We start from the raw sequence: 13,247 nt of genomic DNA, 5'->3' as shown, positions 1-13,247 counted from the left end.
TCGAGTTACCTCATTTCTGCGTTATTTATCTTGCTTCCTGTTTTAAGAACTCTTCATTTCTGCGGATGAGTTCACATCTCTGTGCCACACACTCCACGCTTCTTCCGGGATCGGAAGGGGTGTGGAATACATAATCCACAAGCTTATCTATGGTAGTCGTTGCCACATGCATGCGGGTATCGCTGGATGCATAGTAGATAAAGACTTCCCCCTTCTCATTTGCGATTGCGCCATTGGTAAATACTACGTTTGAAACATCTCCCACTCTCTCTTCCCCTCTGGGACCGATCAGCAGACCCGAAGGCTCTGCAATCACTTTTGCCGGGTCTTTTAAGTCCGTGGCAAAAGCATAAATAACGTAACGTAAACCGGCTGCGGTATTACGTACTCCATGTGCGATATGTATCCAACCTCTGTCTGTTTTGATGGGGGTAGCTCCCGCACCATTTTTTGCTTCGGTAATGGTGTGATATTTCCGCAGACTGGTCATCCGCTCTTCGTCGATGACTGCATGGGTAATGTCGTCGCACAGTCCGAAACCGATTCCTCCGCCGCTTCCGGTCTCGATGAAATCATCCATCGGTCTGGTGTAGAATGCATATTTGCCATCCACGAATTCCGGATGCAGCACTACATTTCTCTGTTGGGGAGAACGAAGGGTCTTTAAATTCTCCAGTCTCTCCCAGTGTTTTAAGTCTTTAGTTCTTACAATGCCTGCAGCCGCTACTGCTGCGGACAGATCATTTACGGAGGTATCCTTGCTCTCGGAACAGAACACACCGTAGATGTAACCATCTTCATGTTTGGTGAGACGCATGTCATAGACATTGGTCTCTTCCGGACAGGTATCATCTAACAGAATGGGATAATCCCAGAAACGGAATCCATCGACACCGTTGTCACTCTCTGCCACACCAAAGAAAGACTTTCTGTCGTTACCTTCGATACGGGCTACCAGATAATATTTGCCGTTTAATTCAATGGCTCCGGAATTCATGACCGCATTGATCCCCAGACGCTCCATGAAATAAGGGTTGGTCTCGGGGTTGAGATCATATCTCCAGGTCAGGGGAATATGTTCTCTGGTCAGAACCGGATATTCATAACGGTCATAAATACCGTTGTAGAAATCGGACTTTATGTTTTTACGGGAAAGCAATTTCTCCTGCTTCTCTTTCTCTATGTAATAACGCTCTAACATCTCTTCATAACCTCCATGCACATTCTGCCGTTATGGTAGGGGCACTTCCAAGGCTCCACGATAGGACGGCCGGGGTACGGATTGCCTTCCGGATCCACTTCCCAGAACCATTCGGAACCAGCTCTCTTATCGATCACATGATCCCGGATAAATGCCCATTCCTTCTCAGCAGCTTCCAGATACTCCATCTTCTCCGGTTCTTTTTCGTAGCCGTTTAAGAAACCGATCACAGTCTCTGCCTGTACCCACCAGATTCTGTGTACATTCACGACACCTCTGTCACATTCGTTTGCGAGAGAGTGTCCGTCAAATGCCACCTCATAGATCTGCGCGGTCAGGTCTTTGGTGATGACATACATCTTCTGCGTCAGTTCCGGATCATCCAGTACCTTGCAGCCTCTGTCGATCAGCCAGGCGGTCTCGATGTCGTGACCATAGGAATGCAGATCCAGAATACTATTATAATGCTTGTCAAAAAATACTTCCTGTCTGTGAAGCTCCGGATTATAAATCTTCTCCCCGAAGAGATCCATGATCCACAAAAGACGTCTTTTCACCTTCAGATCACCGGATACCCGGTACAGCTCCGTGTAAGCTTCAAATACATGAAGCAGGGTGTTCATGGTCTTGTCTGCCAGGACACCGTTCTCCGACAATTTCTCATTGGATTCCGGTTTAAAGTCTCTGGTGAATGCTTCCAGATATCCCACCTCATCCATACACGTAGTCTCAATCAGAGTAAACAGCTTTTTCGCCAGCTCCAGGGCTTCTGCGTCACCGCTTGCCTCATAATAAGAGGACAGTGCATAAATGCAGAATGCCTGATTGTACGTATGCTTTGTAGTATCCTTCGGTGTTCCGTCGTAATTTAAGGACCAGTAGATTCCGCCGTATTCTTTGTCCAGACAATAGTCTTTCAGGAAAGCGTATCCGTGTTTTGCCTCATCAAGCAGACTTTCGTCTTTTAACAGTGTATATGCATTGGAGAAGAACCAGGTGATCCTGCTGTTCAGGATACAGCCCTTTTCTGCTTTTTTATCCAACTTCAGATCATAATCCAGGTAGCCGTAATAGCCACCGAATTCGTCATCTCTCATACCTTTCCAGAAGGGAATGATCCCTTCTGTCAGGTGGTTTTTAATTTCTTCCCGCATTTTCATTATTTCTGTGTTCATCATGTTACGCGCTCTCCTTTGTATTAACCTTTGACAGCGCCGGAGGTGATTCCACTGTAGATCTGTTTCTGACAGAGCAGGAATACGATCAGAGCGGGCAGCAGAGACATCAGTACACCTGCACAGATCAGATTGTATTTGCTTCCAAGAGGTCCGGTGAAGGTATATAGGGAGGTTGCTACCACACCGAGAGTCCTCTTGTCCTGCAGATACAGACTGGCGCAATAATACTCGTTATATACGCCTACTCCCTTAAGCACCATCGAAGTTACGATAGCGGGTTTCAGAAGCGGAAGAATGATCTTCCAGTAAATGGTAAAATAGGAGGCTCCGTCGATAAATGCAGATTCATCCAACGATACCGAAATGTTTTCCATGAACTGGATGAAGATGTAGATGGAGATAACATCCGTACCCATACTCATAATGATATAACCATACAGATGATTGATAAATCCAAGGTTACTCATGATCTGGTACACAGATACCTGCATGGCAATTCCGGGAAGGAGGGTTGCGAACAGGAACAGGCTGCGGATCAGTCCGTTACCAGGAAACTTGAACCGGTTCAGTACATAAGAGAGCTGTGTTCCCACCAGGACGGAACCTAACAGTACAAATACCAGGATGATCGCTGAATTCAGATATGCTCTGCCCATGTTGGCGCGGTTAAAAGCGTCAATAAAGTTTTGGAAGTTCAGCCAGCTTTCCGGCAGGGTCATTACATTGGTGCTCTGGTACTCTGCATCGGTCTTGAACGCCGTGATGACGCAGGATACGATGGGCAAAAGTGCCACGAAGGAGAAGAATACCAGGCTGAAATACTTAATAACGATCCAGATGACAGCGCCTGCGCTGTAATGTTTGTGGTTAGTTTTCATCTTTGCCATTTTACACTGCCTCCTTCTTCCATCTTCTCTCTCTTCTGAGCCGTTTTCTTCTGGTATATTCTTCATTATCCGCATCGGAGCTTCTAAATACCAGTTTGAAGAAAAGCTTTTGTAAAATTGTTGCTGCAAAAATGATCAGTAACAGTACCACCGCCATAGCAGACGCCAGACCTACCTGCTGATTAGTATGTGCGATCTTGTCCATCAATACGAAGTAGGTTGCGGTTCCGCCGCCACCCTTGGTGATAACGTAGGGAGGATCGAAAGCACTCAGGGAACCTGTGATAGACAGGATCACATTCAGTGTAACGATGGTCTTGATGCTGGGTAAGATAATATGTATAAATTGTTGGAATTTATTGGCACCGTCCAGCTCTGCTGCCTCGTACATCTCGGAGTCCACGGACATGATGGCACCGATGAAGAGTACCATGTTGTTGCCGTAATAACGCCATACCGAGGAAGCCACCAGAGAGATATTGTTAACACTCTTGTCCTTCAGCCAGAACGGAAGACTTTCTAAGTTAAATCCACACCACTGTAATACCGTATCGAATACAAATCCTCTGGTGTAGAAGAATTTGAAAATAAATCCAATGGCAATACCACTGATCAGATAAGGGAAGAACATGAATCCCTTGAACATATTGCCAAACTTGGTCTTAAAGCTAAGGATCGTTGCCAGGTACAGCGCAAGTACCAGCTGCACCATTGCGCCTGCCATGTAATAAAGGCTCAGCTTCAAAGCACTGAAGCATTCATCTTTCTTAAATACATCAATGTAATTCCGGAATCCTACAAACTGTCTTTTGTCTACCGGGGTAGCATATTTCATTTTATAAAAACTGAATTTTACCATCTCTCCAAAGGGAAGATAGGTGAACACGAACAGCAAAAGCAGGGGAATGATCATGAAGGACAGGATGACGATGGTCTGTTGTCCGTTCCTGCTCTTTACCCATTTTTTCATGCTGAAGGGTTTTTTTGTTTTCTTCATTGTCTCTGCACTCATCGAAATACCTCCATACCCTTCTCTCTTAGATAAGAGGGAACCGGATAAATGGTTCCCTCTCACTTCAGAAGATTAAGTTAGTTACCTATTAATTACTGGATCTCTACACCACAGCTCTCCTGTGCGGAAGTCCACTCTTCGTTCCACTCGTCGATGATCTCATCATAGGTCTTGGAACCATCTGCTGCACACTCTACCAGCTCCTGCATCTTGGTCTCACCGTTGTTGTTGATGTTAAGACCACTTTCAGCGTTCAGCTCGTTTAACAGATCCTCTTCGCCTTCGATCGCAGGCTCATCCACTACGAAGTCGATACCCTTGAATGCTGCATAGAAATCCGGTAATCTGGTATCCTTGATAGCAACGGGAAGTCCGCCACAGTCATAGGAGAATCCGGATTCTTCTGCCATGAACTTAACGAAGCACAGAGCTGCTGCCTGATTATCTTCGGTGGTATTAGCATTGATACCAAAGCTGTAGTCAGGGCCTACAGATGCTGCCTGCTTACCACTGGTCAGGGTAATGGGGAACGGCATATAAGCGATATCATCGCCATGATCGCCGGCTTCCTTCATCTGAGGAACTGCCCAGGAGCCAAGAACCATGCAAGCGATCTGACCATTGTTGATCATACCCTTACAACCTTCCCAGTCCGTGGTGGAGTAGTCTTCCTCGGTAAGGCCTTCAGCAACTGCATCGTACATTACTTTGTATACGTTGTAAGCGCCTGTTCCGTCGCCGGGATCAGCAAAAGGATTGGCTGTGTGCAGTAACTTCTGGTTCATATAAGTGCTGTCTCCGGTAGCACTGCCGCTGATAGCGGGATCCCACTGGCCGCCCATTGCCCAGCCAGCTGCGTAGTTGGTGTACAGAGGAATGATGGAGCTGTCATACTCTTTGATCTGCTTTAATGCTGCGATGAAATCTTCGGGAGTCTTAGGCATCTCAGTGATTCCTGCTGCTTCGAATACTGCCTTGTTATATACGATACCACCGCTAACACCTGCGGTGTAAGGAACACCGTATACAGTGCCTTCGTACATCTGGTTGTAGTAGTTCAGCTGTCCGTCCATCTCGGTAGTAGTTCCGAGAGGAAGGAAGTATGTGCTTAAGTCAGCCTTGTCAACTGCGGGGATAAACATAACATCGCCCCAGTCACCACCCTGCAGACGAAGCAGCGTATCACTTGCATAGTCGGTGATACCTTCAATATCAACAGTGATGTTGGGATACATCTCGTTGAATGCATCAATGTAAGTCTGGAAAGGAACTGCTGCGCCGTCCTCTAACAGGTCGGTACGGTTAGTCAGGACCTTAATGGTCGTGGTAATGTCGGTGTAATCCTCACCCAAAGTAAGCTCTGCGTAATTCAGACCGGTTGTCTCGTCTGCTTCCGTAGCAGCCACGGTGGAAGCCTCTGCTGTTGCAGGTGTGTTGCTTGCGGTGCTCTCAGCTGCGCCGTTGTCGGTGCTTCCACATGCGACCATGGACAATGCCATGACAGATGCTGTGGAAAGAGCTAAAAACTTTTTCATCTTCATAATGAAATCCTCCTTAATAATTTTTGTTACATTTGATGATGTTTGTTGTTTTGTAACTTAATTTAATTATACTTGATTGTATTAATTAATCATCAATTATTCTTGTTTTTAATCTCACATTCTTGTTTTTTTCGTTATTATCTTCTATTTTCACAAGATTATAATATGTATTTTGTATATTTTGCACTACTTTAGTTATTGTTTTTGCTTAATTTAACTAGTAATTTAAGTTAATTTTGCTTTTTGTGTACTATTTTACATTGAAAGAAGTTAACAAATCGTATATAATGGGTTCAGGCTAAATTAATTTTTGTAATAAATAGGTTTAAGAGGGCTTTTTTATGAACATTTCCACCACTTTTCTTAACGCATTAAAGCACACTTCCTCTGATGTGGAGGGACAACGTTCCCCAGAGATCCTCCTGGGACAGATCTACAAAGTATCCCTGGAAGACAAAGGCTTTTTACTGCCTCTGGCAGGTGGAGAATTCCGCCTCTTGGATCCCTTTTATTATGAATGGAACCCATTTCCTTCTTATCTGTTGCTCTACACCTTAGAGGGTAGTGCTCTCCTTGCCACTCAGGGCAGTGAGGTGGTCCTGGATCGCGAGCATCTGTTGTTCTTAGATTGCAGTCAGGGCTTCTCCCTCCGACTGTTGCAGGGAAAGTGGCGCTTTCAGATGTTTTTCTTAAGTGGAAGGGAACTTTCTTCTTATTATAACATATTTGAAGCTAATTTTACCTGTTGTTATCCGATTCCCATCGGTTCCTGTGTCTCACAGCGTATGCAGCAACTAACAAAATTTCCCTTTACTCCGACCCCCGTAGAGCAGCTACAGATTCACAGGGAACTGACCGGCATGTTCACGGAGCTGGCATTGTCTGCCCTGTCCGTCTCCCGGGATGCCAGACCTGTTCCTACCTATCTGCTGTCCATGAAAGCGGATTTCGAGGAAAACTATGTGGAAAATCACTCTCTGGAATATTTTGAGCAGACACTGGGGATCAGCCGCTACCGCCTGTGCCGGGAATTCTCCGCCGCCTTCCATACTTCTCCGCTGCAATATCTGCAAGAGAAAAAAATAGAAGCAGCTAAATCGCTGCTCCTATCTACGGATGATCCGATTCATGAGGTGGGGTCTATGGTAGGCATCGACAATACCAATCATTTCATCCACCTGTTCAAAAAGCACACTGGTGTCACACCCTTTGTCTACCGGCAGAACGCGCCGCAGTCTATACGTGAGACACACTGTCCTTCAGCACCAGGCGGCCTTCCACCACGGTGACTCCCCCTTTGAAATTATCACTGGTGATTTTCTTGATCATATTATGAATGGCTCTTCTCGCCATCTCTCCCATATCTACTTCATACGTCGTGATACGGACGTCACTGAGGCCCGGATACAGATAGTTATCAAAGCCAACCACTGAGATATCCTCCGGTACACGATATCCGTTCTCTTTCAGCTTCTTAATGAGAAGGCTCGCGGTCAGATCGCAGTTGCATACGAACGCGGTAGGCATATCCTTCGGAAGCTGTAACATATTCACCGTATCGATCTTGCCGGTCTCAATATGACGGTCATCCAGCACCCATTCCTTCTTCTGTTCCAGTCCCAGCTCTAAAAGAGCCTTTTGATAACCGAAATATCGGTCCGTAATGCTCTCGGTGGCCAGCAGGGTTCCTACATAAGCGATCTTACGGTGTCCCATCCGGTACAGATAATAGGTCAGTTCATAGGTTCCGTAGTAGCTGTTGGAGATCACGGAATCACTGGCTTCCCTTCCGTTATAATAATCCAGATAGATCACAGGGATCCCAGCTTCTGTATTCAAATGCTGCAGGTAATCATCCATCATTTTACCAATGACGATAATGCCATCCACCTTGCGTTCCTGTACCAGCTTCGGCAATCTGCCATTCTCTTCCTCTGCCATTCCGATGACCTCCAGCATGGTAAAGCATTCCTTTGCTGTGGCTCTGGTAGCTACCGACTGATACATCTGCCAGTAAAAGGACTCATATTTATCCAAAAATCTCTCAGAGATCAAAATGCCGATATTGTAGCTCTTCTGGTTCTGACTTTTTCTTGCCGCTGACGGCTGCTGATAACCCAGTTCTTCCGCAATACTGTGGATTTTTTCCCTTACTTCCTCACTGACGCCTTTTTGTCCGGACAGTGCTTTTGACACTGTTACCGTGCTGACTCCTACCCGTTCTGCGATGTCTGATAATTTTACCGCTTTTGCCATATTCGTGTACTCCTTATCGCTATTTTCATTGTCATCTCCGTCAAATCATCAACCCTACTTAAATCTTAGTAATCTGAAAATCTTATGTCAAAGCATGCTCCTGCCCAGTTTTACGCCTCAGTCAAATGGATCAGCCTGCTGCGGTAGTCACCCCACAAAGGTGCTATTAACATGCCGGCCTGCATCAGCACATCACCGCCGATTACTTCTCCGGTCTCCTCTATGCGGTAGCGGTTTTCCGGTAACAATCCTTTCAGACGCACTCTTCTGCTGTGAAAATTCGGTCTTGATAATACCTGCACATAAGTTATCAGCGCTTCCTTTTTATCCTTGGAAGCTACCATGTAGCAGTCGTAGCTGCCGTTTTCTAAATATGACGCGATCCGCCAGTAATCTCCCCTGCGGATCAGATCGTTGTATTTGTGATACATAGCGGTCTGTGCAGGGATCTGCTGCCTGTCCTCCTCAGGAATCTTCGTGATATCAAGCTCGTAGCCGAAGGTACCCGCCAATGCCACATGACCTCTCGTCTCGAAGGGTGTGCTTCTGCCCACCGTGTGATTCGGACAATCCGACACATGTGCTCCAATGGTGGATAATGGATACAGCAGCATCGTTCCTTCCTGAATCTTCAGTCTCTCAATTGCATCCATATCATCGGAGCACCAGATCTGCGGGCTGTAATACAGCATGCCAGGATCGAATCTCGCTCCACCCCCGGAGCAATTTTCTAAGAGCAGATGAGGGAATTCCGCAAGCAGTCTCTCCTGCATCTCATATAAGCCCAGCACATATCTGTGATACAATTCTCCCTGTCGGTCTGCAGGGAGATCCATGCTTCCGAGATCCGACAGCTGACGGTTCATGTCCCATTTCACATATTCGATATTGGCGCTGTGCAGCACTGCCGCCACGCTTTCAAAAGCATGGTCTCTGACTTCCTTCCGGGACAGATCCAGTACATACTGATTCCGGCACAGGCTTCCTACACGACCCGGAATGGAGATTGCCCAGTCGGGATGCTCTCTGTACAGATCCGAATCCGGCGAGATCATCTCCGGTTCGAACCAGATACCGAACTTAAGTCCCATGGCATTTACCTGATCCACCAAAAGTTTCAGACCTCCCGGCAGCTTCTGCTCATTGACCTTCCAGTCACCCAGGCTCGTGCTGTCATCATTACGGTGTCCGAACCAACCATCGTCCATGACCAACATTTCAATCCCAAGCTTTGATGCCTGCTTTGCAATCTTTAATAATTTATCGGTGTTAAAATCAAAGTACGTAGCTTCCCAGTTATTGATCAGGATCGGACGCTTTTTATCCCGGTATTCTCCACGGATCAGATGCTCGCGGTACATATCATGATAATGATGTGTCATACCACTAAGCCCCTCTGAAGAATAAGTCATTACTACTTCGGGCGCAGCAAAGCTTTCTCCCTGCTCCAGTTTCCATACAAAATTCTCCGGATGGATCCCCATAGTCATACGGATGGAGTCGAACTGTGACAGCTCTGCCTGTGCCAGGAAATTACCGGAATATACAAAATGCATGCCGTAGACTTCACCGGTATCCTGCGTCGCATTTTCTGACAGCAATGCGATAAACGGATGCTCCTGGTGGGAGGATTCTCCTCTGACAGACCCAACGCTCTGCTTACCATGCATCAGGCTTCTCCTCTCCATCTGACGTTCTCTCCCCCAGGAACCGTGCAAGGTAAGGATGTCATACTTTTCATCCGTGCAATCCAGATCCAGGCAGGCAGACATAACTTTTGTCAGATAAATCGGCTGTTCTGCTGTATTTTTCAGGATTACACTGCGGGTGATCACATCTACTTTTTCAAATGTAGTATAGATCAGTTCTGCCGTCAAACCGGTCGTCTGGTCCTCCAGGTGCAGGATCAGGGTGTCGCAATCCTCCTCTCCCGGAAAAGTAGAAGGCAGCCCGGGAAGCGCGGGCTTCTCCTTTACGATCTCATGGGAGACGTAATTTAGCTGCACTCCCACATGTCCTCCCACGGTCCGGATGGAGACAGCACTCTCTCTGTAGTCTCCTAACCCGTTCCCCGGATACTCCATAGGGAAGGAATCCAAAAAAGAGACCCGTTCTCTGTTATTTTTGGAAGGAACAAAAGGTGCTTCTCCGGTGCGCATCAGATATACCGGTGCCGGTGTGCCTTCGGTATACTGCAATTTCTGCCCGTAGTATACATGCCCCACAAAATTCTCCTCATCCACAACAGCCATGATGTAGCTGGTGTGTTCTGTATCCAGCCAGAAGGTTCTGTCCTGTTCTATGTATCTGATTGCCATACTTTTACCTCTTTCTTTCCGGAATAAAAATCTTTCTAAAAATCAGCATCCGCTTTCCAAAAATCGTCATTTCCAAACTTCTCCGAGCGGCAAGTGCTCCCCTGTCTTTTATGCTTTCTGTTGATATATCTGTCACAAATGTAAAAAATCAAATGGTGCTTCCGTTTCTGCCTTCAAAAACTGCATCAGCATCAGTCCGCAGCGCATGGATACCCGCTCTTGTCTCAGGATCCGGAGTACCTCCTGTCTGTCCGCCAGGATCACCTGAATATCCTCAGTGTTCTCCATCTGCTGTCCCACCTGCTCCGTCACCGTGCCGAAGATCATACTACCGCTCTCGTCCGTCAGCCCCTGCGCCAGAAAAAAGCCTCTGCGGAATGCCGGCTCCCCGCCTTCATATACCTTCAGTTCCCAACCGGTCTCCTCGATCATCTCCCGGCAGGCAGCCTCCGAAGCCGTCTCTCCCGGCTCGATCAATCCTGCTGGCAGTTCATAGAGATAATCGTCCATGGGGTAACGGTACTGCCGCACCAGTACCAGACGTTGTCCATCCTCCGTTACCGCATAGACCGCCATACCTTCGGGGCGCAGGCTATGAGTCTTATGTTTGATATTATCCTCACCATTGCGGGAAGCAAAATAATAGTGAAACGGCATGCCGTCCCGCCCCAGTGCATCGATATGATACAGATTTAAAAACGGATTGTCCGTCAGCTTTTCTATGCCCCGGTAATGTTTTTCATCCTTATTCCGCATTCAATATTTCCTCCAACAGCGCCACCGCCAGTTCCGGGTTTTTCATGCCATCCGCCATTCCTACCGCTGCCGTGTGCTCATACCAGCCGGTCTTTTGCACCCAGGCATTATCTTCCAGCCAGATCCCTGCCACGATCGTCTCTCCCGTCATGGTATTTAGCACTTTGATCTGCTGATCTTCATATCTGTCCAATAGCTCCTTAGGCAGATAATCCCTTAAATCCACCAGATAATCCGTGCCGCCCATGAGCTTCAAAAACTCTTCGTCAGAAAAAAACACATCCACCGACCGGGTCATGAACAATACCTGGATCGTGCTGAGATTCGTGGAATCCACGTCGGAATCCGAGTTCGGATCGATCCAGATCGTATAATTCAGGTTTACCACATCCCGTTTGGACATCACACCGTGTTCCCGCAGGAAATCCGTAAAATAATCCGGACCGGTGGCTTCGATGTGCTCTCCGTCCGTATTCACTGCCATGACTCCCATGACGAAGCTTGTCTTGGTGGCAAAATGCGCGATCAGGAAGATCAGAATGACGATTCCCGTTGTCACGCCTATGGTAACCCACAGATAATAGTCTATAAAATACTGCCATTTTTCAGAAGGAGACAGTTGTTTCCATTGTTCTTTCTGCCGGATACGGTCTTCCTTTTCCAAATTGCTGTCTCCCTTCCGTTTCTCGAATCTTCCATCTGATAACATCCTGCTTTTAGTACTATATCAGTCTTTAGTATATCAAACTAATTTAATCTTGTATAGCAGACTTTTTAATACATTTTAGGTTTAATTTTGTTAAAAATAAACAGAAAAGCCCTGTCATGCACTTAAATTAACATGACAGAGCTTTGTCTTTTCTATTTGTTCGATCAGATAAGAAGGGTAAATGCTTTAGCGATCCATCTCCGCAATGCGTCCGGTGGACTTATGCTCCTTGATGATTCCCTGAATCTCCTTCAGGTCAGTGCACAGCAGGTCACCGGGGATAGTGTTCTTAAGTGCACTGATGGCATTACCGTATTCCAGTGCCCGCTGGTATTCGCCGGGATGTGCCAGCAGTCCGTACAGGACACCGGAGATATAGGCATCACCGCTTCCAATACGATCTACGACTTCGATATCGGTGTAAGGCGCTTCTTCATAATAAGTATCGTCCTTGGCACTGTAAATGATAGAACCGAAGGTATGGCGCTTCGGGCTATGTACGATACGCTGTGTGGATGCCACGATGGAGATCGGATACTCCTCCGTGAAGCTCTTCATAATGCTCTTGGCATCGCCTTCCTTCAGGAAAGTCAGGCGTGCGGTGTCCTCGGAGCAGAAGAAGATATCTACATAAGGCAGAATGGATTCGATGCATTCCTTCGCCTCAGCACCGGTCCACAGATTGCCGCGGAAGTTTACATCGAAGGAGATGATGGCTCCCTGCGCCTTGAAACGCTTGATCATCTCAATGGCGGTTGCTCTCAGCTCGGGGCTCAGCGCCAGTGTAATGCCACTGGTATGGAAGCAACGGGTATCACTATACAGGCTGTCATCATAGTCCGCAACACTCAGTTTATTGATAGAAGTATTCTTACGGTCATAGACAATACGGGGCTTTCTCGGATAAGCACCATTCTCATAATAGTACACACCCAGTCTCGCATCCTTATCATCGTCATATACCAGATAGTCATCGCTGACACCGCAGAGACGTACACGGTTCTTAATATATACACCCAGGTCATTGGCCGGTAGCTTGGAGATGATACCGCAGCGCAATCCCAGCATTGCCGCACCGGTGATGGCATTCAACTCCGCACCTCCGGCCTGCTTGCTGAAGCTGTCGCCTCTGGTGATACGTTCGTTATCGGGCGGTGATAATCTCAGCATGATCTCTCCCAGGGAGAGCAGGTCAAATTCCTTTTTCTCAGTCAGTTCCATAATATAAACTCCCATCTGCATTTTTGCCAAATGCTGTATCGGAATCTCTCCGGTGTTCCTCACAGTGCGCCATTGAAACCCCTTACATTTTCTCTTTACATTTGTACTATAACACAAATATATGGCGTCGGTAAAGGTGCCAGACATAAATTAAAAATTTAACGAAAA

General features: G+C 46.9%; 11 protein-coding genes. 1 reads left to right on the top strand and 10 read right to left on the bottom strand.

What is annotated here, in order from left to right; genetic code table 11:
- Positions 1-25 precede the first annotated feature (25 nt).
- The 5 genes from FYJ59_RS04285 to FYJ59_RS04265 all read right to left on the bottom strand — a co-directional run bounded on the left by FYJ59_RS04285 (position 26) and on the right by FYJ59_RS04265 (position 5,819).
- Positions 26-1,201 (bottom strand): glycoside hydrolase family 130 protein, encoded by a 1,176-nt coding sequence (locus tag FYJ59_RS04285; RefSeq protein ID WP_154495453.1) that lies wholly within the window; start codon positions 1,199-1,201, stop codon positions 26-28.
- The gene (locus tag FYJ59_RS04280; RefSeq protein ID WP_235897910.1) at positions 1,195-2,379 is read right to left on the bottom strand and encodes an AGE family epimerase/isomerase; all 1,185 of its coding nucleotides are present in this window, start codon (positions 2,377-2,379) and stop codon (positions 1,195-1,197) included. Before FYJ59_RS04280 ends, FYJ59_RS04285 begins: the two co-directional genes overlap by 7 nt.
- 20 nt (positions 2,380-2,399) lie before the next feature.
- On the bottom strand, positions 2,400-3,266 hold the full coding sequence (locus FYJ59_RS04275; RefSeq protein ID WP_235897907.1) for a carbohydrate ABC transporter permease: 867 nt from the start codon (positions 3,264-3,266) through the stop codon (positions 2,400-2,402).
- Between the two features lies 1 nt (position 3,267).
- Positions 3,268-4,278, bottom strand: coding sequence for a carbohydrate ABC transporter permease (locus FYJ59_RS04270; RefSeq protein ID WP_022313615.1), 1,011 nt, complete (start codon positions 4,276-4,278; stop codon positions 3,268-3,270).
- 92 nt (positions 4,279-4,370) lie between these two features.
- Entirely contained in the window at positions 4,371-5,819 is a 1,449-nt protein-coding gene (locus FYJ59_RS04265) for an ABC transporter substrate-binding protein (RefSeq protein ID WP_154495451.1), read from the bottom strand.
- A gap of 341 nt (positions 5,820-6,160) precedes the next feature.
- On the opposite strand from FYJ59_RS04265, the gene FYJ59_RS04260 reads away from it, so the two are divergent.
- Positions 6,161-7,108, top strand: coding sequence for a helix-turn-helix transcriptional regulator (locus FYJ59_RS04260; RefSeq protein WP_154495450.1), 948 nt, complete (start codon positions 6,161-6,163; stop codon positions 7,106-7,108).
- Here FYJ59_RS04260 and FYJ59_RS04255 read toward each other — a convergent pair.
- The 5 genes from FYJ59_RS04255 to FYJ59_RS04235 form a co-directional block, all read right to left on the bottom strand.
- Positions 7,056-8,075 (bottom strand): substrate-binding domain-containing protein, encoded by a 1,020-nt coding sequence (locus FYJ59_RS04255; protein WP_154495448.1) that lies wholly within the window; start codon positions 8,073-8,075, stop codon positions 7,056-7,058. The genes FYJ59_RS04260 and FYJ59_RS04255 overlap by 53 nt on opposite strands.
- Before the next feature lie 110 nt (positions 8,076-8,185).
- Positions 8,186-10,393, bottom strand: a complete 2,208-nt coding sequence (locus FYJ59_RS04250) for an alpha-galactosidase (protein ID WP_154495446.1) — start codon at positions 10,391-10,393, stop codon at positions 8,186-8,188.
- A gap of 132 nt (positions 10,394-10,525) precedes the next feature.
- Positions 10,526-11,149 (bottom strand): NUDIX hydrolase, encoded by a 624-nt coding sequence (locus FYJ59_RS04245; protein WP_154495444.1) that lies wholly within the window; start codon positions 11,147-11,149, stop codon positions 10,526-10,528.
- A complete protein-coding gene (locus tag FYJ59_RS04240; RefSeq protein ID WP_154495442.1) occupies positions 11,139-11,813 on the bottom strand; it encodes a hypothetical protein in 675 nt (224 codons plus the stop codon). The genes FYJ59_RS04245 and FYJ59_RS04240 overlap by 11 nt, the downstream gene beginning before the upstream one ends.
- Positions 11,814-12,044: 231 nt before the next feature.
- A complete protein-coding gene (locus FYJ59_RS04235; protein WP_022154815.1) occupies positions 12,045-13,079 on the bottom strand; it encodes a sugar kinase in 1,035 nt (344 codons plus the stop codon).
- Positions 13,080-13,247: the final 168 nt, after the last annotated feature.

Origin of the sequence: Waltera intestinalis, assembly GCF_009695995.1 — a bacterium.
Classification (GTDB): domain Bacteria; phylum Bacillota; class Clostridia; order Lachnospirales; family Lachnospiraceae; genus Acetatifactor; species Acetatifactor intestinalis.
The sequence above is the reverse complement of the archived record's forward strand: the minus strand, read 5'-3'. Positions and strand labels throughout refer to the sequence as shown.